Genomic DNA, 21,423 nt, shown 5'->3' on the forward strand with positions numbered 1-21,423 from the left:
GGTTGCTTTTTTCGGGCCAACGCAACTGGCATGAAGGGAACCACGTTCGAGGCTTGCGGTGGTGTCATTGCTGCGGGGCGCAAAAAAAAACGCCCGGTCCCCCCCGAGGGGACCGGGCATAGCCAGGGAGAACGACGCTTGCTCGTGACTTCGTCGGTCTGGATCGAACAGTGGGCCGAAACCCGATTGCCCGAAGGGACGCGGTCAGAGGCGAGCGATTGAGAACCAAAGCACCCAGGATGCCAGATGGGTTCGGCATTTTGGATTTGACGCGATCGAATGAGTTCTATCCGTTTGATGAGAAACAGGTTAAGGTTGATGAAAATTCTGCGGGCATGATCCGTGGATCAGGACCGGTGCCCGATTTGTTGGCGGTCCTGCTTGCCTGGTCGGCAGGGTCCAGGCAAGCGGCCCTCCGATCCGGGTCGATTGCACGGCGGGCGGTTGCTAGAATCGTTGGACAGTTCAGGTGAGGGGCGGAACGCAACAATCACGCAACCGAACGCGGTGAGGGTGGATACGGCCGATGACGACCAAGGTCTTCGTGCTCGGGCTCGACGGGGCGACCTGGGATATTCTCGGGCCGCTGGCCGAGGCCGGCGCGCTGCCGAACCTGGCAAGGTTGCGGCAGAAGGGGGCGTCGGGCACCTTGCGGTCGATCTTCCCCCCGCTCAGCCCGGTTGCCTGGACCGGCGTGATAACCGGCAAGAATCCGGGCAAGCACGGCGTCTTCGAGTTCCTTGAATTCGAGCACAACCCGCTCGGCGGTCGGGTGAACACGTCGCGGTCGATCCGGTCGGAGCTGCTCTGGGAGGTCGCCGGCCGCTTCGGCAAGCGAACGATCGCCGGGGCCGTGCCGATGAGCTACCCCCCCCGGCCCGCTCCCGACGGCTTCTTCCTGGGAGACTTCCTCAGCCCTCCCCAGGCCAAGGATTTTTCCACCGATCCCGCCCTGTTCGCCGAGCTGGAAACGGCCCTCGGCGAGTCGTATCGCCCCTGGGATACCTCGGTTCACGACGGCGGCAATGAGCCTCAGGCGCTCGCCTCGCTGACCGACTTTCTCGACCATCACCTCCGGGCCGTCCGGTTCCTGATGGACGCCCGACCCTGGGACCTGTTCATCTACGACCTGATGGCCACCGACCGCATCCAGCACGAACTCTGGCACGCCTGGGACCCCTCGCACCGCCTGGCCAAGGGGCGCGATCTGGCGAAGGTCCGCGAGGGTTTCATCGCCTTCTGGTTGAAGCTCGACGCGGGGATTGGCGAGATCGAGGCCGCCTTGCCCGAGGATGCGACGTTGGTCCTGATGAGCGACCACGGCTTCGGCCCGGTCGAGCACTTCGTCAACTTCAACGTCTGGCTTTTGGAGAAGGGGTTCATTCAACTGATCGACACCCCTTACGTGAAGCAGAAGCACTGGTGCTACAAGCGTGGGGTGACGCCGGAGTGGATCTATAACATCATGGCCCGCTTCGGCCAGGCGAAGCACCGGGTCAGCCGGTTCGGCGGGAGCCAGGACAACGGGCTCGACCGCCTGGCCGAGTCGGTCTTCCTCTCGCGTCGTCATATCGACTGGTCAAAGACAAAAGCTTACGCTCAGGGGAACTTCGGCCAGATCTTCCTCAATCGCCAGGGCCGCCAGCCGAACGGCTGCGTGGCTGAGGCCGACGTTCGCCCGATCCTCGACGACCTGAAGGCCGAACTGGCCGAGCTGACTCACCCCGAGACGGGCGTCCCCCTGGTCGAGCGCGTTTATGAGGCCGACGAACTCTACAACGGTCCCATGAGCCACCTCGCCCCCGACCTGACCGTCGTTCTGGGCGACTGGCGATACCGAACCATCGGCCTGCACGACTTCACGACCCACAAGGTCATCTCCCCCGCCTTCGGTCCGACCGGCGACCACCGCATGGAAGGGGTCTTCGTCGCCTCCGGCCCCGGCATCCAGCCCGGCGCCATGCTGGACGACTCCGCCACCCTGCTCGACATCGCCCCGACCGTCCTCCACCTGCTCGGCGTCCCGAGCCCCGACGATCTCGACGGCCGCCTCCTCTCCGAGGTTCTCGACCCCTCCTTCCAGCCCGACCGCGCCGCCCAGCTTGCCCCCGCGCCCTCCCCCTCCTCCTCCAACGGCGACGGCTCCCCGCCATCCGGTCTCGACGAGGAAGACGACGAGGCCGTCAAGCAACGCCTGGCCGACCTGGGGTATCTCTGAGCGGCCTCAACCGCCGATCGTTCCGATGGGCTGACAACCCTCACAGGTTCCGGGTACAATTTTTCTCCAATCGTCGCTCCTTTCAGGCAAAGGGGATCGCCCCTCGCGAGAGGAAGGGACGACACCCGCCTCGCTCACAACCCTTGCCTTGAGTGGTCCATCGCGCCCGGGAGCCCATGATTTGATGACGATTCGATCCCAGATGATCCGGTGGGTTTCGGGCCTGATGCTTGTCGGCTCCCTGGCCGTCAACCCGGCCCGGGGGGATGGCTTCGACCAGAACGTCAGGCCGCTCTTGCAGAAGCACTGCCTGAACTGCCACGGAGGAGAGAAACCCAGAGGGGGGATCGACCTGGCGCGGTTCGAGGAGGAGGAGACGCTTCGGGAGGACCCGGAGACCTGGCTCATGGTCGTCGATGCCTTGCTCGAACGCACGATGCCCCCTCCGGGACGCAGGGCTGGGCCGAATGAGGACGATCGGCAGCGGGCGGCGACCTCGATCAAGGCGGTCCTCGACGCCATCGAAGGGGTGGATGATCCCGGCCCAAGCGTCATCCAGCGCCTGACGAGACGCCAGTACAACAACACCATCCGCGACCTGCTCGGCGTCGATTCCGACCCCGCCCGCAACTTCCCGGCCGATGGCGGCGGCGGCGGTGGGTTCGACAACAACGCCTCGACCCTGTTCATCCCGCCGATCCTGATGGAGAAGTACCTCGCCGCGGCCGGTGAGGTGCTCGATCAGGCCGATCCCGATCGCTTCCTCGTCGTTCGGCCCGGAGCTGATCGGACGGCCGAGGAAGCCGCCCGAGCCTCGATCGCCGCCTTCGCGCGCCGGGCCTTCCGCAGGCCGGTCGAGGATCAGGAGGTCGATCGCCTGATGCGGCTCTATCGGCTGGCCGAGGATCGCGGCGACGACTTCGAAGGAGCCGTGCGGCTCGCCCTGCGGGCGGTGCTCGTCTCGCCGAATTTCCTGTATCTGATCGAGCAGGACCGGCCGGAGGCGGATGACCGCTCGTACCGGATCTCCGATCACGAGCTGGCCTGTCGACTCTCGTACTTCCTCTGGGCCTCGATGCCGGATGACGAGCTGTTTGCCCTGGCCAATGCCGGGACCTTGAGCGATCCGGACGTGCTCGATGCGCAGGTCCACCGGATGCTCGCCGACCCGAAGGCCCGAGCGATGGCCGAGGATTTCGCCGGTCAGTGGCTCCGCGTCGGCAACCTGGAGGACCTGGCCGACGTCGATCGCCGGCTGTTCCCCGAGTTCACGGACGAGCTGCGCGAGGCGATGGTCGAGGAGGCGATTGCCTACGTCCACGCCATCTTCCGAGATGATCGGTCGGTGCTGGAACTGATCGACTCCGACTACACCTATCTCAACGAGATGCTGGCCGAGCATTACGGCATCGAGGGGGTTGAAGGATCGGAGTTCCGCCGGGTCGCCCTGGAGGACCGGAACCGTGGAGGAGTGCTCGGCATGGCCTCGGTCCTGACCCTCACGTCGTACCCGAGACGCACCAGCCCGGTCTTGCGGGGCAAGTGGGTGCTGGAGGAACTGCTCGGCACGCCCCCCCCGCCGCCCCCGCCGATGGTCCGGGCCTTGCCGGCCGACGACCGGATTCGAGACGGCTTGACCTTCCGCCAGCGTTTGGAACAGCACCGCGAGGACCCGAACTGCGCCTCGTGTCACGCCAGGCTCGACCCGCTCGGGTTCGGACTGGAGAACTTCGACGTCCTCGGCCGATGGCGAGAGGAGATCAGCGAGGAGCCGGTCGACGCCTCGGGCGTCTTGACCACGGGCGAGGCGTTCACCGGCCCGGCGGCCCTCAAGGCCATCCTCGTCGAGACGAAGCGCGACCTGTTCGTGCGGAACCTCTCGGAGCGGATGCTCAGCTATGCCCTGCGTCGGGGGATTGAGTACTACGACACCCCCGCCGTCAACCGCGTGATCGAGGACCTGGAGGCCGAGGATTACCGAGGATCGGCGTTGATCACCGCGGTTGTCCGTAGCTTCCCCTTCCAGCATCGTCGGAACGAAACCCTGGAGGCCCAGCCATGAGCCGCAAGAACCACCCGATCAGCCGTCGAACCGTCCTTCGAGGGGTGGGAGCGATGGTCGGCCTGCCGTTGCTCGACGCCATGAGGCCCGCCGCTCGGGCCTTCGGCGCCGACGGGAACACCGACGACCGGCCTCCGGTCCGCATGGCCTGCCTGTTCTGGCCGAACGGCTGCAACCCTCACACCTGGACCCCCGAAGGCCACGGCCGAGACTTCACCCTCTCGCCCATCCTTCAGCCGATGGCGCGGCACAAGGACGAGATCCTTGTGCTGACCCACCTGAGCAACCAGGGGACCTTCACCGGCGACGGCCATTACGTGAAGGACGCCGCCTGGCTAACCGGCACGACCATCCATCGGACGACCGGCGCCGACCTGAACTCCGGCGGCATTTCGATTGACCAGCTCGCGGCGCAGCGGATCGGCCTCTTGACCCCCTTGCCGTCCCTGGAACTCGGCGTCGAGCCGGTGACGACCGGCGTCGATACGAACGTCGGCTACACCCGGCTCTACGGCTCGCACATCTCCTGGTCGACCCCCACCACTCCGGTCGCCCGAGAGATCAACCCGCGCCTCGCCTTCGACCGCCTTTTCCGATCCGAGGCCGGCAGCCGAGGGGGGCAGGACGACGACCGGAGCGTGCTGGACCTGGTGGCCGAAGATGCGAAGGCCCTCCGCGACCGGGTTGGCCACGAAGACCGCCGCAAGCTGGACGAGTACCTCGACTCGGTTCGGGCCGTCGAGACCCGGATCGCCTTCGAGGCCAGCGACCGCCGCGCCCGGTATCGCGACGATCCCGAAGCCAGGGCCGACATCGAGGCCCTCGGCGGTCGGGTCGATACCTACAGCCACGACCCCGGCCGCGTCCGAGAGCGGTCGATGGACCACTCCGAGCACGTCTCCTTGATGCTCGAAATCCTCTTGCTCGCCCTGCGGACCGATTCGACGCGGATCGCCACGTTCATGTTCGGCAACTCGGTGAGCAACAAGAACTTCTCGTTCCTCGACGGCGTTTCGGGGGGGCACCACCAACTCTCGCACCACGAGAACGACGAGGCGAAGCTGGCCGAGTACCAGCTCATCACCACCTGGCACATGGAGCAGTGTGCGCGGTTGCTCGACCGGATGCGGGAAATCCCCGAAGGCGAGGGGACCCTGCTCGACAACTCGATGGTCCTGATCGGCTCGGCTCTGCGAGACGGCAACCGCCACGACCCCCACAACCTGCCGACGGTCCTCGCCGGCCGCGCCGGCGGCACCCTGGCGCCCGGCCGTCACCTGATCTACAGCCCCGATACGCCCCTCTGCAACCTGTATGTTTCGATGCTCGACCGCGTCGGCGCTCCGGTCCCCCGGTTCGCCGACAGCACCGGGCCGCTCGAAGGGCTCGATAACCCCGAGTACGACGGGCGCCCCTACGAGGAGACGCAACGCCGAGGACGCCGCGAGCGTTCCTGATCGGCAAGCGATGCGGGGGCAATCGGGGGCATCTGACCAGCCCCCGACCGTCCCCGCTCACGACTCCCTCCGAGCGTTGATTGCCCTGCAGATTCCTTGCCATCTGTTTCAGCCGATTGACAACGGCGAGCAACAGGGTAAACTGGACGTTTTGCCGCATCGTGCCGATCCGGGATACGGTGAATCGTACGCCCGGGGTCCCGATGTGGAATATGGATCATCCCGAGGAGCACGCCCGAAGGGCCGATGTGTCTGTCGGCTTTGAAGGGATCGGGGACGCCCGAGGATCGCCAGGACGACCGAAGACCTATGCCCACGATCAATCAGCTCGTCCGCAAGCCGCGGAAGCAGCAGTACACCAAGACGAAGTCGCCGGTGCTGGACGCCAACCCGTTCAAGCGGGGGGTTTGCCTGCAGGTCAAGACGATGACGCCGAAGAAGCCGAACTCGGCCCTGCGGAAGGTCGCCCGTGTGCGGCTCTCCAACGGCAAGGAGATCACGGCCTACATCGGCGGCGAAGGCCACAACCTGCAAGAGCACTCGATCGTGCTCGTCCGCGGCGGCCGGGTCCGCGACCTGCCGGGCGTGCGGTATCACATCGTCCGCGGTGTGCTCGACTCGCTCGGCGTGGCCGACCGCAAGCAGGCCCGCTCGAAGTACGGCGCCAAGGCCAAGGCCGCTCCGGCTGCCAAGGGCGCCCGCAAGAAGTAATCGCCGGGCCTCGGGCTTCCATCGTTCTCCCATTGCCCTTCCCTGCCCTCCTTCGTGCCTGATCGGGGAGCCAGCCGGGAGACCCTGGAGATCGCCGAAGCCCAGGTCCAACCGACCGGGAGCGATCAGTCGGTCGCTACTGAGGGGTGCTGGCACGCCGGGACGGACCGATGCTCCTCACCGTGCCCGGCCTTGCCCGAGCCATCGCCGACAAGCGGTGAGGGGAAAACGTTTCCCCGATGGTCTCGGCGGCAACCCTCGACCTTCTCGGACCCGTGCCTCGCGGTCCGCTTCGCTCTCCCGGTTGTTTTGACGCGGCTCGACTCCACCCGGACTTTTCTGGCCCCTCGCATTACGGAACCGATCCGACCATGGCCCGCAAGTTCACCGCCAGCAAGGCGCAGCTCCGCCCCGACCCGAGGTTTGGCTCGAAGCTGGCCAGCAAGTTCATCAACTGCCTGATGTACGACGGTAAGAAGAGCGTTGCTCAGCGCGTCTTCTACGATGCCACCGACCTGATCCAGAAGCGCTTGCCGGATATCGATCCCCTGGAAGTCTTCGTCCGGGCGGTCGAGAACGTCATGCCGGTCATCGAGGTCCGCTCGAAGCGCGTCGGCGGTGCCACCTATCAGGTGCCGATGCAGGTCAAGAAGAACCGCCAGCAGACCCTGGCGATTCGCTGGATCCTCATGGCTGCCCGCGAAAAGAAGGGGCGACCGACCCACGTCAAGCTCGCCGACGAGCTGATTGCCGCCTTCAACCGTGAAGGGGCCGCCATGAGCCGTCGCGAAAACGTCCACCGTATGGCCGACGCCAACAAGGCGTTTGCCCACTTCGCCTGGTAATCCCGGGCACGTTCCGATGCGGGCTTCGGGACTCCCTCCTTCCGCCTTTGGTGGGGGAGTCCCTTTATCGGATCTTCGGATGACCGGTCGCCCTTCGAGGGGGTGTCGCGCCGTGACCCTCACGATCCGACCGTTCCATCTCGATGACGCCCCGGCCTTGCTCCGCCTCTTCCGCGACACGATTCGCCGGGTCAACTGCCGCGATTACGCGCCCGAGCAGGTTGAGGCGTGGGCTTCAGACGAGATCGACGAGGCTGCCTGGGCCTCGCGGTTCCTCGGCCGATTCGTGGTGGTTGCCGAGGCGGACGGACAGATCGCCGGCTTTGCGGAGCTGGAACCGAACGGTCATCTCGACCGCGTTTTCGTCTCGGCCGATCATCAAGGGCAAGGGATCGGTCACGCCTTGCTCGACGCGATCGAGGCGGAGGCCAGGCGAGTCGGCCTGCAACAGCTTGATGCCGACGTGAGCCTGACCGCCCTCCCCTTTTTTGAGCGGCGAGGCTTCACCACGCGCTCCCCTCAGGTGGTGACCCTCCGCGGGGTCGAGTTCCGCAATGTGCGGATGATCCGGGCGCTCGATGATTGAGTGTTCGATCCATCGAACCCGACCCGGCACGGCCCGTTTTCCGGGATCGCGAGCAGGGCCGGGCAGGACGCTGACGAATTCCAAGATCAGGAATCGCCGTCGCCTTGGGCGGGATCGTCGCTGAGGCTCGGGGCGTCGAGGCCAGGAGCCTCGTTGCGTTCCTCGCCTTCCTCGGTGTTGGAGTCGGCGTCCTCCGTCGTGGTCTGAACGGGGGTCTCGACCGGATCACTCACGGCGATGACCTGATCGCCGAACCGGATCTGTTCGGCGGCCATGGCCGGTTCACCGTTGAGCAGGGCCGGTCGCACGAGCAGGGAGATGGCGTCGCCTTCCTTCAGCTCCAGACCATTGAGCTTCGACTTCGGCCCAAGGATCACCTCGGTGCGGTTGCCGCCGCGCAGCTCGATCTGGCTGATCAGGTGGTCCTCGTCGTGGCCTCGGAAGGTCACGGTTCGGGTGCTAATGACCTCTCCTCGAACCCGCTTGATCATGCCGTCGTCGGGGCTCTGAACGTCGATCGAATCCTCCCCCTTCGACACGGATCGCGCCATCAAGATCGGTCGATCGTTAATCATGCCGCGATGGCCGATTACCGTGACCTCGTCCCCTTCCCCGATCTCCAGGGCGTGCAAGGCGTCGGCCGGGCCGAAATCGACCTTGGCCGTTCCTTGATCGGTGGCGACTCGGGCGATCCGATGCGGGCTGGCCACGCCCGAGAGTGGGAACTCCCGGATCTCCCGAACGGTGCCGGTCAGTTCGATCGCGTCGGACTGGGGGCGCTGATCGGCCTGCCGAGGGGCAATCATCCCCGTATCCCGGCCACCGTCGCCGATCCGCTGGCGCTGCCGGTTCGCGCTCGCCATGCGAGCTCGGCTCAGGTCGTCGATGTGGAGGGTTTCGACCGCGTCGAAGGTGCCGTCACCGTCCAGATCGACCGCAACGCGGACCCATCCGCTTGGGATCGCAACCCGGGCCGAGCCTGGGGCGGTCACGGTTTCCGAGCGAATTGATTCCGCAAGCTGACGGTCCTCTCGCTCCTGATCGGCGGGTGTCTCTGCGTCGATCGGCGGAGCCGGCTGACCCTCCTGGCCGGGAGCCGGGGCCGGGGGTACGGTGATGGGCCGGGGGGGCGGTGGATCGGGCTGCTGGGCGGTCGCGGTCGGGGGCATCAGCAGGGCAAGCAACGGCGATCCGCCGAGCACGACGGCCAAAAGCCTGGAGCGTCGCATCGTGGGGAGTCTCCTCTGGGGAACGAAAATGGGTGCGAAGCCCCCAGGCGGTTCAATCGCATGAGGACTCCGTTGATTTCAACAACACTGGAAGCGCTGGCTTCGGAGCAAATCCGAGTGGGTCCTGGCGACCGTGGCCGGATCGACGATCCCTCCCGCCCGTTTGCCTCGCGCGAAGGGGAACGGGTGAGGGGCGGGTCGTGGTCATTGGCCCGTCGGTCGATCACGACCGCTCACGGCTGCGGAGTGAGGCTGCCGGGCTCGCGAAGGGAACCGGGCGAGCCGGGCTCGATGGGCGTTGCCGGTCGGTCGAGGCCGCCGGGGGCGTCGAGCGCTTCGGGAGCTTGCTGAGAGGGAGGGAGATCGCCGGCCGCCTCGGGAGCGGGCGACGTGTCGTACCAATCATCGAACTCGGCCGAGTCGCTGTACCAGTCCGCGGTGTAGTACCCTCGGTAGCGCGGGCCGAGACCGTACGTCGGGCTCGGTAATGCCCCCTGTTCGACGAAGTTGTACCGGCCGAGACGGCTGAAAATGGCCGAGTCGCGGTCGATCCGACCGGAACGCGGAACGGTTCCCTGAGAGCCCGAAACGCTCAGCTCGCCGGTCGAGCGGCGCAGGTCAGGGTCGATGTCGGCGTTGGGTTCGGGATCGGTCTGGGGAACCCCCTCGGTGGTGCCGGGGCCGAACTCCTCGCCACTCGGGCCGAAGTCCATGCCGGCCGGTTCTCGATCGCGGGCAGGATAGCCGCCGTGCGTGGGATCGTAGAAGTCTCGCGAGCGGTCGCTGTAGCCCCAGCCGTAATACGGCGAGAAGCTTTGCTGGAAGTAAGGGGAACCGCCCAGCGCCGGCCGGGCTGGAGGGGCGGCGCGTCCGAGTTCTCCGGAGAAGCCGGGGCCCAGGGCTCGTCCACTCGGCGGCAGTTCGATCCCAAGCCCTCGCGGGTCGCCGGTAATTCCGCTTTGCAACGGATCGCGGGCCAGGCCGAGGGCGGTCCCGTCCATCTCCCCTTGCCGACCGATGCGGCTTCGCACGCCGTACCAGTCGCCGGGATCGTACCAGCGCTCGGCGAAGGTGTCGTAGGGGGAGTAATTGCCTCCGGTCGGCAGTCCGGTGACGATCTGGGCGGATGCCGGCACGCTTGCCGCGACGGCGAGGGCCAGCGTCACCCCGCCAACCAGGGCCGAGGTTGTGATGCTGCGTTTCATCGATGTCTCCTCGTGCGGTGATGGAGGCCAACCCATCGCGTTGGGATTGCCGCGGTCGAGATCGTTCGACCGACTCGGTTCCCAGCGCGAGTGGGTTGACTCAGCAGCGGCACCGCCTGCACTTCCCTCGTCGCCAGTCAGCGAGCGAGGAAAGGCAGGGCCGCCGTTCGCCTGCTCAATCGCTGCGAACCGCGCGCCGATCATCGCAGAAAATCGCGAGATTTTGCACGAATGTGGATGGAAGCTTCTGTTCGTGCGATCGCTTCCGAGAAAATCTCCGTGGTCAGATTCGACCGGACGCGGTAGGCTCATGCGCACCATGAATCCGAATTCGATGCCTCCTGCCGATGCTCCCGACGACGGCTCCGACCGGCCGCCTCGATCGCGCTCCGCGACGGACGTCGGCGCCCCGTTCGTCGTCACGGCCGATGCGTCGAACGTCGGCCCGGTGATCGTAGATTTCCCGCGTGCTCGCGGCGTGTCCGCCCCCTCGACGACTCCTCCCCCGCCGTCGAGCCCGCCGACCATCGACGCCCTGCCGCCCTTCGAGCTGCGGGCCTTGCGGATCACCGATGCCGGATGGGGGGCCGGATGGGAGCTGCGCCCGGCCCCTCCCCGTCGTTCCTGGATGGACGGGCATCCGCATGCCTACCACTGTTTGCCTCTGGTGGTGGCCAACCAGTGGGGATGGCAGATTCATTGTCCCGTGGATGTGAGAATCGTCTGGGACGGCTCGCCCGAGCTGGCGGGCCTGGTGGTCGAAGTCGACCCTGAGTACCAGGTGACCGTCAAGAGCCAGTTCGGCCAGGGAATCGTCACGTTTTCGCCTCCGTGGATGTTTCGGACCCCTCCCGGATGGGACCTTTGGGCCAAGGGGCCGGTCAACGCCTGGAAGGCGAATTGCGTGCCCCTGGAAGGGATCATCGAGACATGGTGGCTCCCTTACACGTTTACCTTCAACTGGAAGCTCGTCGAGCCCGGTGAGGTCACGTTTGCGAAGGGAGAAGCCATCGGCCAGATCCTTCCCGTGCCTCATCAGACCTTCGCCGAGGCTCGGGCGATCGAGGAACCACTCAGTGTCGAGCCCGAACTGATGGCGCAGATGGCCTCCTGGCGCGATGAGCGGCAGCGGCGAGCGGGGCAGCGGCATCAAAATCACTTGATGTACCGCAAGGCGCAGGATGTCGATGGCCACCTGGTCCGGGTTCCCGTACCTTCGGTCGGGCCACGACCTCGCCCCACCGCCTCCGACTCTCCCGACGATCCCCAGGCCGGGCGTTGAGGCCGGGCTACAGCCGTCGACCGATCCGGGCAGAGAATCGCTGGCGTTTTGACAGCCTCGGGTCGGCCGGTTAGTCTACTCCCGAAGCGTCTGAATCATGGACAGACGACGCGGGCATCCGTCCCTCGGAGCTGATCCCGGCGGATCGACGAGCTGGCCAGACCGACCAGGCTCTCTTGCGATCGGAGCCGAGGTCCGAGTCCCACGATGCTCGATGTGGTCATCGGGACCTTTTGATTTGCTGGGGCAGGGACTGGCCCGATTCCGACCGAGGGGCCAGAGCCAATGGCGACGACGACCAAAGTTCACGTGACGTGTCCCGGCTGTTCGCGGGTTCTCCGCGTCCATCGCGAACACCTCGGCCGACGGGCGCAATGCAAGTACTGCGACGCCTCCCTGGTGATCGTCGCGGACCCCCCGGCCCCCGACCGCTCCGAAGCGGCCTCGATGGACCCGATTCCCGACGCCGACCGCCTCGCGTCTCCGGCCATTGCATCCGAGACCGGCCCCGCCCCGGATGCCCTGATCGCCGAACGAGACGCCCTGATCGCTGAACGAGACGCCCTGATCGCCGATCGGGACGCCTTGCAGACGCGGCTCGACGCGGTCGAAGCCGACGCCACCACTCAGCGCAACGATCTGATCGCCCGGCACGAGCTTGCCCTTGCCGAGCTTCAATCGGGGATCGAGGCCGATCGGGAGCGGCTCGCCACCGATCATGAGACTCGTTTGCAGGAGGCCGACCGCGTTCGAGATGCCCTGCAAAGCGAGCGAGACGCCCTGCAAAGCGAGCGAGATGCCCTGATCGCCGAACGAGACGCCCTGGTCACCGAGCGAGACGCCTTTCGGAATGAACGGGACTCCCTCCGCAAGCATGCCGATCGTCTTCAGGCCGAATCGACCGAGCTTGCCGAAACCCTCGAGAGGCTTCGCGGTGAGGCCGAGGCCGAGCGGGCTCGCCTGACCGAGCTGCTTGCCGCGACCCGAGCCGAGGCCGAGGCCGAGCGGGCTCGCCTGGTTGCCGAGCATGACACCGCTCGGACCGAGGCCGAGCATCGGCGGACCGAGCTGTCGAAGCAACTCGCCTCCTCCCGCGCCGAGGCCGAGACGATCGGCCGTGACCGAGATGCCCTGCGGACGGAACTGGCAACGGTTGGCGAACAATTGCAGCAGACCGAATCGTCTGTCCAGGACCTGCGCCGTCAGCTTGCCGAAGCTCAGGAGCAGGCCAGGGCCGAGCAGAATCGCTTGACCCTTGAACGGGATGACGCCCTCCGCTCGGGAGCCTCCGCCACCGAGCGCGGCCACGCTCTGGCCAGGCAGCTTGCACAGCTTCAATCCGATCGTGAGGCTCTAGCCAAACGGTTCCAGACGCTTCAGGCCGACCGTGATGCGCTCGCCGAACAGTTCCAGGCGCTTCAGGCCGACCGGGACGCGGTGGCCGCCGATCGAGAAGCGACCCGCAACGAGCTGGCTCAGGCCCGCCGAGAGGCCGAGGAGGCCGCCGCCTCTCACGAGCGTGATCTGGCCGAGGCGACCCGCGCCCTCGAAGCCGAGAACAACCGATCGGAGTCTCTCCGCAGCGAGATTGCGGATCTCACCGAGGCCCGCAACACGCTCCGGGAGGAACTGACTTCGGCTCAGGGACGCATTAAGGCGCTCGACACCCAGCTTGCCGAGGCCCTGACCGCCAGTTTCCAGCTCCGGTCGTTGCTCCGCCGCACCGGCTTGCCGTTCTGATCGAACACCGAGTCGGGGGGTAACGAGACGAGGCTCTCCAGCCCCCCCAACCGGCGTTTCCCTCAGCCGACGATCACCCGGCCGGGGCCGTCGCCGTCGTCGGGTTCTTCGAGGAGGATCCGGCGATCGAGGAACGCGGCGATCGTCCGGATGTTGGTTCGCAGGTGCTCGGTGACTCGGGAGACGGTGTAGAGGCTCCGCCCTTCGGCCAGGGCGAGCGGCAGCAGGAGTTGATCGGCGCTGTGGAAATCGACCGCCCCCTGGCCGGGGGCGTGCAGGTGGTCGAGCAACTCGGCCACGGCCTCGGCGGCGACCTCCTCGGCCGGTTTTCCTCGGGCGCCGAGGCCGACAAACGTGCTCGGCGGCGTCTCGCTGTCGTGCTCGGCCACCAGTGCGATCGCGGCTCCCGGAGCCGGGCCGGACCAGTGGGCCAGGTCGATGGCGATCTCAGTGTCGAGCCCCGCCTCGTTGAGCAAGGCAACGGCGCGGTCTCTCATCCGGTCGGCCACCCGTCGAGCGTCCAGCTTGCAGGCCCCGGCCACCCCCGAGATCCGCACGAGTGCCCCGCGGCGATCGGCGATCAACGGCCGGGGCGTTCCCGGCTCGATCCAGGCGTCGAGCCTTCCGCCGCCTTGCGGGTAAAACCCGGCTTCGGGCATCGCCAGGGCCAGGTCGAGCCCCATCTGTTTGAGGTACGCCCGCCAGGTCCGGTCGAGGAAGGGGAAGGACGGAGCCTTCAGGTTGAACGTGCCGCCGGTCAACGACACCCGGACCCCGCGATCGGCCCGTAAGGCGATCGGCAAGGCCAGTGTTTGCAGGACCAGGCAGGTGGACCCCGCCGTGCCGATGTCGATGTCCAGGTCGGTCGGCTCGAACGGCCGGGGGCGGAAGGTCAGGGCATGCGAGCCGACGGTCGCCCCTTGCACCGTCGCTCCCGAGAGCTTCGCGGCGGCCATCACGGCCGATCGGTGCTGCGGACGCAGGCCGGGTCGGTCTCGATTGGCCCGGATTCGGGAGATCCGGAACGGTCGGCCGGTGAGCATCGCCAGGGTCAGGGCGGTTCGGAGAATCTGGCCCCCCCCTTCCCCATCGGCGCCGTCCAGCTCCACCAGACGGTTCGAGGAGGATCGGATCGGGAAGCTGCAGGCGGGTCCTGGCGATGGGGGCAATCCGTCGTCGTCGTCCATCGGGGCGAACCTCGGAAGCGGGGCCGGGGCCGGTCCGCTCCATCGGTTCGCCGTCAGGCGATGCGGTCCGAAGGAGGGGCCATGACCGGCGTGCGACCGCCAGCGCCGGGCCGGCCCGATCGCCGCGTCGTCATCCCCGGTCGGAGTCGGCGTCCATTCCATTCGATGCGCTCCCTGGTCATCCGGTTCGCAACCTGAGGACCGCGTCTCGGGGATTTCTGGAGGGCATCCCCGGACCGACCCGCTCCGACCCGACCGCTTGGCCGTCACTCCTGGCCAGTCGATCCGCCGGGAGTGACCGGCTCGACACCAAGCTCGCTCGGATCGACACGGCGGAGATTGTTGGGCGGGGTCACGGGCTCGACCCAGGGAATCTCGGTCGCGCCGGCCGAGGTGGCCCAGATGAAAACGACCGTCTGAAGCAGGCGATCGCTCTTGGGCTCGGTCTTGGTAAAGAGGAAGTGCCCCAGGCTCCCCGGCCGATCGGGCCAGCAGCCGAGGATCAAGACCTGCTCGGGCTCAAGTGTGAGCTTGGCCGTCAGGTCCCGAAAGCTTTCTTCGAGCTTCCCCTCGCGCATCACGAACTGCTCGGGCTCGAACGGGCCGAGGTTCTCGGCCGGGGCGTAGCGGAGCTGATCCGAGCCGTGGTGAATCTCGGGGACCACCCGCATCGCCATGCCGCCGTCGGCCTGCGAGGCCGAGACGCGCATCGCTCCCGTCGCCTGCTCGTAGTCTCGCCCGACCGCGCCGTTGCCGAGGCTCAGAAAGAGCGTTTTGTGCTCAACCGCCTGGTCAGGCCCGAGCATGATCGGCGTGGCGTGGCCATCGGGCACGGCCACGATGGTCGGGTCGATCCGCTGGCCGACGGGGGCCTCGGGGCTGAGCATCTCCTCGATCTCGGGAGGAAACACCGTATCGACCACGGCCACCCGCAAGCCGTTGGCTTCGAGCCGTTGCCGCTGCTCGGGGGGGATGATGTGCTCGTCGGCCGCCGTCCAGAGGATTTCGCGCAGTTCCGGGTCGTCGACCGGCCGGGTGGCGATCATCACCTTCAGGGCGATCCGCCGAGGGGCGAGCAGCTCGACCAGTTGCTCGTTGCCCATCCCCCCGGCGCTGACTCCCGATCGATCCGGATCGGCCGGAGGCTTGATCAGGGAACAGCCCACGGCCATCGTGACCGCGGCGACCGTCGAACAGGCCAGGGCCCACAGGTTGCGGTCCATCGGCGGAGTCCTTTCCGCTCGGTGTCTCTGGCAACGCGGATGGGTCGGCCCAATCCGCCACGCTCGGAACGCCCGGTCCGTCCCTGGCGTCTCATGATTGCGGACTCTAGGCAACCTGCCCTGCCCTGTCAATCGCGACCTTCGAGGACCGCCCCCTTCCTCACGGACCCTTCACCGAGGCCGACGGGCAGTAGGTCAGGCCGCCGCTCGGGAAAATCCGAACGCGAGGAGCCGCCGACCCCGACGATGGCATCAGGCGGGCGAGGCGATGCCGGAGTTCGTCCGGATCGGAGAACAGCCGAATTGGCCCAAGCCGGGGGCCGATCCGATCGCGCAAAGGGGGAGCATACACCAGCACGTCTCGATCGACCACCAGCTCCCGGGCCCATCGGACCATGAACGAGGCGGCACTGCCCGAGGCCGCCGTCACGCGATCGGCCATCGCCAGGCCGCGACGCATGACCACGCCACCCGGAGCCCCCGTGGCGGCAATCGCCCGCATGACCGGCATGGGAAAGGAACGGTCAATCTCCGTCGGATCGGTCCAGAACAGGCCGACCAGCGCCCCGCCGCTCCGGCAGGCGGATCGGTGATTGAGCAAGACCTTGAAGCTCTGCATCGGGTCGCCCGGCCACGGAGCGTTGCCGGCGATCACCACGTCGGCTGGTTCGGCGGCCGGGGATCGGTAGCGCCGGGCGGCCTCGGCGGCGAGGTGATCCTGCACGGCGTCGGGGTGCCCGCTCGCCACCCGAAAGACCTGGCCCGGCGGCCCGAGGATATGACTGATCGACACACAGGGGCCGAGCAAGCTCGCCGCCCTTCGGATCGCCCGCCGCATCGGGTTCGCCTCGGCGATCGAGCCGAGCAAGGCCCCGGCGTCTCCTCCCAGGCCGACCCGGTGAATCGCTCCCAGGGTTGAGCGATGGCTCGTTCCCGGGAAGATAAGCTTGTATCCTCCTCCGAACCCTGCCTGGAGATGCGGCAACACTGAACCGATCAAGATTCGGAGATCCGCCTGCGCCACGGGTCGAAAGACCCGGACCGGAATGCCGTCGGCCGTCGTCCCGAGATCCTCGTATTGAGCCAGGTCATCGACCGGAGGACTGAAACACGGGTACGACGCGGCCACCTCGTCGCCGACCCTGCGCCTCATGGCCTCGGCATCGACCGCGTGATGGCGACCGACACCGGCACTGATGCTGATGTCGGATTCGGAGACCCCGCTGGCCCTGAGCCGATCCAGGACGATCGGCAGGGCTTCCCGAACCGGGGTCCAGCGCGAGGGGTCGTCCACGACGATTGCGACGGTGGACCCTGGACCGACCAGGGCCTCGATGGGGTCCATGCCTCCCATCGGAGCATCGAGCGCGGTGGTCAAGGCCGCCTGGTAGTCCGCGATTGACCCGCCGAGCACGGGCTGAATCACCTCCGGCTCGGGCCAGGAGTCCGGGAGCTTCAGTTCCAGCGGCGGCTCGTCTCCCCAGGGAATCGCAACGGCGGACGGCATGGTAGATTGATCCTTCAAGCAATGGGAGGATTCGTGTCTGTTGAGTTCTGCATCTTTGAAGGAAAAGCCAAAGGGCCGTTTGGGTGTCCTGGCGAGGGGTCGAGGTGGTGCCGGAACCAGAGTTCGAGCATGAGCAAGGCCCAGAGGCGGTAGGCGTGGTCGCGTCGGCCGTCGGCGTGCTCGGCGATCATCCGCTCGATCGCCTCGGGGCGGAAAAGGTCGCGGCCGAGGCTGACCGGGTCGAGCAGGACGGCACGAAGTTCGTCGCGGAGGTCGCCGCGGAACCAGCGGTCGATCGGCACGCCGAAACCCATCTTCGAGCGGGTCCGGATCGGTGGGGGAATGAAATCGGCAAACGCTCGCTTGAGAATGACTTTCGATCGCCCTTTGCTGAGCCGGAGCTTGCGATCGAGCGGCAGGGCCAGGGCCAGCTCGACGACCCGGTGATCGAGGAACGGCCCGCGGCATTCGAGCCCGTGGGCCATGCTGGCAATGTCCACTTTTGTGAGCAAGTCCCCAGGCAAGTAGGTAAGAAGGTCGGCAACCATCGCCTGCGTGACCGGATCACGGTCTGAGGCCACGTTGAGCGCCCGGTCGAGGACGAGGGCCGGATCGGCCTCGTCGGGTTCACGATCGGCGGCCTGGGTCAGTTCCTCAAGGAACGGGTCGGCATAGAGGCCGGCCCGGGTCTCCTCATCGAAGCTGGTCATCCAGCGGAGGTATCGAGCCGTCGGGGAAAGGCCGACCGCTTCAAGCCACCGCTTCGCGGCCCGGAGCTTCGTCTTGGCACGGCTTGAGGCCGGGAGGGATCGGGCGACCGGGCCGCCGAGCCATCGGCCGATCCCGCCGGGCACTTTGGCCACGGCTTCGGCCAGGGCGATCCCCCGGTATCGGTCGTAGCCGCCGAACAGCTCGTCGCCGGCGTCTCCGGTCAGGGCGACGGTGACATGCTCGCGGGTCATCCGAGCGACGTGCCAGGTGGGAAGGGCCGAGCTGTCGGCGAACGGCTCGTCGAAGTGCCAGGCCAGGCCAGGGAGGGTTTCCCAGGCCTCGGGCTTGACGACGAAGGCATGATGCTCGGTCCCGAGAAACTCGGCGGCCATCCGGGCATACGAGGTTTCATCAAACGCCGGATCATCAAAGCCGATGGAAAATGTTTTGACGCGATGAGTCGCGTGCCGTTGCATCAGGCCGACGATGATCGTCGAGTCGATGCCACCAGAGAGAAACGCGCCGAGGGGCACATCGGCGGCCATTTGCTCGCGGACGGCGTCGGAAAGGGTGGCGCGGAGGTACTCGGCGTCTTGCTCGACCGGCCGATTGATTTCGAGATTCCAGTCGGGCTCCCAGTAACGGTGCAGCTCCACATGCCCGTCGTGCCAGACGAGGGTGTGGGCCGGGGGGAGCTTGTGAACATCCTGAAGGATCGTCCGAGGATGCGGGATGTATCCATAGGTCAGGTAGCGATCGAGTGAGAGCGGGTCGATCCGTCTTGGCAGATCTGATTCGGGCAGGGTGAGTAGCGCCTTCAATTCGCTGGCAAAGAGGATGCGGTCGGGTGCGACCCGGTAGACGAGGGGTTTCTGGCCGAGGCGGTCGCGGGTCAGGACGAGCCGCTTGCGAGGGGCGTCCCAGACGGCGATGGCGAACATGCCGCGGAGCAATCGGGGGAAGCCGGGGCCTTCGTCTTCATAGAGGTGGCTGATGACCTCGGTGTCACCGGCCGATCGGAGGGTGTGGCCTCGGGCTTCGAGGCGGTTTCGGAGTTCGGGAAAGTTGTAGATTTCTCCATTAAAGGCGACATGGATGGTGCCGTCCTCGTTGCTCATCGGCTGGTGGCCGCCGGGCAGGTCGAGGATGGAGAGGCGGCGGAACCCGAGGGCGGCGTGGGCGTCTCGGAAAAGGCCCAGGTCGTCCGGTCCTCGGTGTTCGAGGCGAGCGATCATCGCGCCGAGCTGCGCATCGGTCGGGCCGGCTCCCGAGGTGGTCCAGGCTGCCCCGCAAATGCCGCACATCGCGTTCACCGATCTTTGGGTAGAATGAACGGGGGTGATGGTTTGTCGCGGTCGCTCGTCGATCGAGGTCGAAACGGAGGATGCCTCATGCCTGGCCCGTTTCCTGGAATGGACCCCTACCTGGAAGAGAAGGCCCTCTGGCCGGGGGTCCATCAGGCGTTCATGACGTTTGTGTGGGGGACGCTCAACGAACTGCTGCCTGAGCGTTACGTGGCCAATCTGAACGAGCGGTTGTACATCGATGAGCCGAATCGGTCGATCATTCCCGATGCCGCGGTTTACGAACGATCATCACCGGGAGGGAGAGGCTGGGGCAACCCCGGGGCGTCGGCGTCGGCCGGGGTGGCGGTGCTGGATGAACCCTGGGTGCTGGAAACGCCGTTGGAGCCGATCCGGGAAGGGTTTGTCGAGATCCTGCCGGCGAGGGAGCCGGATCGGGTGGTGACGGTGATTGAGTTGCTGAGCCCCTCGAACAAGGCGTTGGGGACGACCGGCCGCGAGGCGTATCTGGCCAAGCAGGACGAAGTCCTCAAAAGCCCGGCCCACCTGATCGAGATCGACCTACTCCGGTCGGGAGAGCATACCGTGGCGGCCCCCCGGGATGCGCTGGCTCGCCGAGGGATTTACGACTACCTCGTGAGCCTGAACCGGGCGACGCGCCGGATTCGGTTCGAGGTCTGGGCCAGGACGATCCGAGATCGCCTGCCTCGGATCGCCGTTCCGTTGCTCGATGATGATCCCGACCTGGTGCTTGACCTGCAACCGCTGCTCGATCGCTGTTATGACCTCGGGGCCTATGCCCGCCGGATCGACTACGGGAATGACCCGGTTCCTCCCCTGACCAGGGCCGACGCCGAGTGGGTCGACCTCTTGCTCCGCGAGCGGGGCCTGCGGAAATGAGCGGCGTCCGAGGCCCCGAAGTTTGATCACGATGTCAGAGGGTTACGATGCTCGTGTCAGCCGCCCAGAGACCAGGCGGCGAGCTGGACGGTGCCCTTGATGGTTTTCATCGCTTCGGTGACGGCGCTGTGTTCGAATCCGGAGTGCATCTTGCAGTTCTGACAGCGGCGGTCCTGGCGGCTTTCCCAGTAGGCCCAGTCGGTGGTTTGCCAGAACTCGTTCCAGTCGTCGTAGTATCCCTCGCCTTCGATCAGGTAGCAGGGGGCCTTCCAGCCTTTCGGAGTGTAGTTGACGGTTGACCAGGGGGCACAGGGAAGCTCTCGAAGTCCGGCGGCGAATTCGAGGAAGGCTGGGGTGGCGCTGACCTTGTACTTCTTCGAGAAGGCACGGATGGCCTTGAATTTCTCGTGAATCTGCTCCTTGGTCAGGAAGACGTCGGCGTCGACGCTTTCATATTCGTATCCGGGTGAAATGAGAATGCCCTTGGCTTTGAGTTCATCGACCAGTTTGCACAGTTCCTCGACTTCGGCCACATCGGTTTGCTTGTAGACGGTGGTGTTTAAGTAAAGAGTATACCCCAGATCCTTGCCCTTGCGGATGGCCTCGATTGCGGTGTCGAAGACGCCGGCGCGCTTGGTGATGTAGTCATGAGTTTCGCGCATGCCGTCGAGGTGGATCATCAGGAACAGGTGATCGCTCGGCGGGATGATGCCGTAGAACTTGTCGTGCAGGCGGAGGGCATTGGTGCAGATGATGATGTATTTCTTGCGGGCGATCAGCTCGTCGATCAGCTCTTTGAGTTCGGGGTAGAGGGTCGGCTCGCCGCCGCAGATGTTGACGATCGGGGCGCCGCAGTCGTCGACGGCCTTGAGGCATTGCTCGACGGTCATGCGGTCCTTGAGCTTGCCGGTGTAGCGTTCGGTCGAGCAGCCGATGCAGGCGAGGTTGCAGGTATAAAGCGGTTCGAGCATCAGGACGGTCGGGTAGCGGTCGATCCCGGCGCGTTCCATGCGGTTGCGGTGCTTGGCCTGGGCCAGGGTGAATCCGAAGGGGTATCGCATGAGCCCGCTCGCCTCCTTGCTCGTCTCGTGGGAGTGGCCGGGCCGTGCCGGGGACACGGGAGGCCGGCGCTGTCCTTTAGGGTGCTTTGGTTGGGGTCGATCGGTCGAGGGTCGAGGATCAAGGGCGGCCGAGAGTCGATGGAGTGCCCCCACCTCGGAGTGTAACCCCGGCATCATTTCGCATTAGGCTCGGCA

At 66.4% G+C, this 21,423-nt stretch carries 17 protein-coding genes; 10 read left to right on the forward strand and 7 right to left on the reverse strand.

What is annotated here, in order from left to right; genetic code table 11:
• The first annotated feature begins 30 nt into the window (after positions 1-30).
• The 7 genes from GA615_RS27565 to GA615_RS18045 all read left to right on the forward strand — a co-directional run bounded on the left by GA615_RS27565 (position 31) and on the right by GA615_RS18045 (position 7,879).
• Positions 31-222 (forward strand): hypothetical protein, encoded by a 192-nt coding sequence (locus GA615_RS27565; RefSeq protein ID WP_161602408.1) that lies wholly within the window; start codon positions 31-33, stop codon positions 220-222.
• Positions 223-526: 304 nt separating this feature from the next.
• Complete coding sequence (locus tag GA615_RS18020) at positions 527-2,218, forward strand: alkaline phosphatase family protein (RefSeq protein WP_152052709.1); 1,692 nt, start codon at positions 527-529, stop codon at positions 2,216-2,218.
• A gap of 184 nt (positions 2,219-2,402) precedes the next feature.
• A complete protein-coding gene (locus tag GA615_RS18025; RefSeq protein ID WP_152052710.1) occupies positions 2,403-4,280 on the forward strand; it encodes a DUF1592 domain-containing protein in 1,878 nt (625 codons plus the stop codon).
• Positions 4,277-5,737 (forward strand): DUF1552 domain-containing protein, encoded by a 1,461-nt coding sequence (locus GA615_RS18030; protein WP_152052711.1) that lies wholly within the window; start codon positions 4,277-4,279, stop codon positions 5,735-5,737. Before GA615_RS18025 ends, GA615_RS18030 begins: the two co-directional genes overlap by 4 nt.
• A 309-nt stretch (positions 5,738-6,046) precedes the next feature.
• Positions 6,047-6,448, forward strand: coding sequence for a 30S ribosomal protein S12 (gene rpsL, locus GA615_RS18035; protein ID WP_152052712.1), 402 nt, complete (start codon positions 6,047-6,049; stop codon positions 6,446-6,448).
• Positions 6,449-6,819: 371 nt separating this feature from the next.
• Positions 6,820-7,293, forward strand: coding sequence for a 30S ribosomal protein S7 (gene rpsG / locus GA615_RS18040; protein WP_152052713.1), 474 nt, complete (start codon positions 6,820-6,822; stop codon positions 7,291-7,293).
• A gap of 112 nt (positions 7,294-7,405) precedes the next feature.
• Positions 7,406-7,879 (forward strand): GNAT family N-acetyltransferase, encoded by a 474-nt coding sequence (locus tag GA615_RS18045; protein WP_201750229.1) that lies wholly within the window; start codon positions 7,406-7,408, stop codon positions 7,877-7,879.
• A gap of 86 nt (positions 7,880-7,965) precedes the next feature.
• On the opposite strand, the gene GA615_RS18050 is transcribed toward GA615_RS18045, so the two are convergent.
• Both GA615_RS18050 and GA615_RS18055 read right to left on the reverse strand, forming a co-directional pair.
• Positions 7,966-9,108: a hypothetical protein gene (locus tag GA615_RS18050; protein ID WP_152052715.1), complete on the reverse strand. Its 1,143-nt coding sequence runs from the start codon at positions 9,106-9,108 to the stop codon at positions 7,966-7,968.
• 233 nt (positions 9,109-9,341) lie between these two features.
• Positions 9,342-10,313: a hypothetical protein gene (locus GA615_RS18055; RefSeq protein ID WP_152052716.1), complete on the reverse strand. Its 972-nt coding sequence runs from the start codon at positions 10,311-10,313 to the stop codon at positions 9,342-9,344.
• Positions 10,314-10,623: 310 nt separating this feature from the next.
• Between GA615_RS18055 and GA615_RS18060 the strand changes: the two genes are divergently transcribed.
• Both GA615_RS18060 and GA615_RS18065 read left to right on the forward strand, forming a co-directional pair.
• Positions 10,624-11,595, forward strand: coding sequence for a DUF6065 family protein (locus GA615_RS18060; RefSeq protein WP_152052717.1), 972 nt, complete (start codon positions 10,624-10,626; stop codon positions 11,593-11,595).
• Positions 11,596-11,880: 285 nt separating this feature from the next.
• Positions 11,881-13,335, forward strand: a complete 1,455-nt coding sequence (locus GA615_RS18065) for a hypothetical protein (protein WP_152052718.1) — start codon at positions 11,881-11,883, stop codon at positions 13,333-13,335.
• A gap of 62 nt (positions 13,336-13,397) precedes the next feature.
• On the opposite strand, the gene rtcA is transcribed toward GA615_RS18065, so the two are convergent.
• The 4 genes from rtcA to asnB form a co-directional block, all read right to left on the reverse strand.
• Complete coding sequence (gene rtcA, locus GA615_RS18070; protein WP_152052719.1) at positions 13,398-14,684, reverse strand: RNA 3'-terminal phosphate cyclase; 1,287 nt, start codon at positions 14,682-14,684, stop codon at positions 13,398-13,400.
• 104 nt (positions 14,685-14,788) lie between these two features.
• Positions 14,789-15,745, reverse strand: coding sequence for a hypothetical protein (locus GA615_RS18075; RefSeq protein WP_152052720.1), 957 nt, complete (start codon positions 15,743-15,745; stop codon positions 14,789-14,791).
• Between the two features lie 160 nt (positions 15,746-15,905).
• Positions 15,906-17,252 (reverse strand): lactate racemase domain-containing protein, encoded by a 1,347-nt coding sequence (locus GA615_RS18080; RefSeq protein ID WP_152052721.1) that lies wholly within the window; start codon positions 17,250-17,252, stop codon positions 15,906-15,908.
• Between the two features lie 14 nt (positions 17,253-17,266).
• Positions 17,267-19,267, reverse strand: coding sequence for an asparagine synthase (glutamine-hydrolyzing) (gene asnB / locus GA615_RS18085; protein ID WP_152052722.1), 2,001 nt, complete (start codon positions 19,265-19,267; stop codon positions 17,267-17,269).
• An 87-nt stretch (positions 19,268-19,354) separates the two neighbouring features.
• Between asnB and GA615_RS18090 the strand changes: the two genes are divergently transcribed.
• Entirely contained in the window at positions 19,355-20,167 is an 813-nt protein-coding gene (locus GA615_RS18090) for a DUF4058 family protein (RefSeq protein WP_152052723.1), read from the forward strand.
• Positions 20,168-20,223: 56 nt separating this feature from the next.
• On the opposite strand, the gene hpnH is transcribed toward GA615_RS18090, so the two are convergent.
• Positions 20,224-21,228: an adenosyl-hopene transferase HpnH gene (gene hpnH, locus GA615_RS18095; protein ID WP_152052724.1), complete on the reverse strand. Its 1,005-nt coding sequence runs from the start codon at positions 21,226-21,228 to the stop codon at positions 20,224-20,226.
• Between the last annotated feature and the right edge of the window lie 195 nt (positions 21,229-21,423).

Origin of the sequence: Tautonia marina (assembly GCF_009177065.1) — a bacterium.
GTDB lineage: Bacteria > Planctomycetota > Planctomycetia > Isosphaerales > Isosphaeraceae > Tautonia > Tautonia marina.

Excerpts from the sequence above, each read along its gene's own strand:
- GA615_RS18055 (WP_152052716.1), bottom strand. The coding sequence starts at position 10,313 with ATGAAACGCAGCATCACAACCTCGGCCCTGGTTGGCGGGGTGACGCTG.
- rpsL (WP_152052712.1), top strand. The coding sequence starts at position 6,047 with ATGCCCACGATCAATCAGCTCGTCCGCAAGCCGCGGAAGCAGCAGTAC.
- rpsG (WP_152052713.1), top strand. The coding sequence starts at position 6,820 with ATGGCCCGCAAGTTCACCGCCAGCAAGGCGCAGCTCCGCCCCGACCCG.
- GA615_RS18025 (WP_152052710.1), top strand. The coding sequence starts at position 2,403 with ATGACGATTCGATCCCAGATGATCCGGTGGGTTTCGGGCCTGATGCTT.
- GA615_RS18030 (WP_152052711.1), top strand. The coding sequence starts at position 4,277 with ATGAGCCGCAAGAACCACCCGATCAGCCGTCGAACCGTCCTTCGAGGG.
- asnB (WP_152052722.1), bottom strand. The coding sequence starts at position 19,267 with ATGTGCGGCATTTGCGGGGCAGCCTGGACCACCTCGGGAGCCGGCCCG.
- rtcA (WP_152052719.1), bottom strand. The coding sequence starts at position 14,684 with ATGGAATGGACGCCGACTCCGACCGGGGATGACGACGCGGCGATCGGG.
- GA615_RS18090 (WP_152052723.1), top strand. The coding sequence starts at position 19,355 with ATGCCTGGCCCGTTTCCTGGAATGGACCCCTACCTGGAAGAGAAGGCC.
- GA615_RS18020 (WP_152052709.1), top strand. The coding sequence starts at position 527 with ATGACGACCAAGGTCTTCGTGCTCGGGCTCGACGGGGCGACCTGGGAT.
- GA615_RS18075 (WP_152052720.1), bottom strand. The coding sequence starts at position 15,745 with ATGGACCGCAACCTGTGGGCCCTGGCCTGTTCGACGGTCGCCGCGGTC.
- GA615_RS27565 (WP_161602408.1), top strand. The coding sequence starts at position 31 with ATGAAGGGAACCACGTTCGAGGCTTGCGGTGGTGTCATTGCTGCGGGG.
- GA615_RS18050 (WP_152052715.1), bottom strand. The coding sequence starts at position 9,108 with ATGCGACGCTCCAGGCTTTTGGCCGTCGTGCTCGGCGGATCGCCGTTG.
- GA615_RS18080 (WP_152052721.1), bottom strand. The coding sequence starts at position 17,252 with ATGCCGTCCGCCGTTGCGATTCCCTGGGGAGACGAGCCGCCGCTGGAA.
- GA615_RS18060 (WP_152052717.1), top strand. The coding sequence starts at position 10,624 with ATGCGCACCATGAATCCGAATTCGATGCCTCCTGCCGATGCTCCCGAC.
- hpnH (WP_152052724.1), bottom strand. The coding sequence starts at position 21,228 with ATGCGATACCCCTTCGGATTCACCCTGGCCCAGGCCAAGCACCGCAAC.
- GA615_RS18065 (WP_152052718.1), top strand. The coding sequence starts at position 11,881 with ATGGCGACGACGACCAAAGTTCACGTGACGTGTCCCGGCTGTTCGCGG.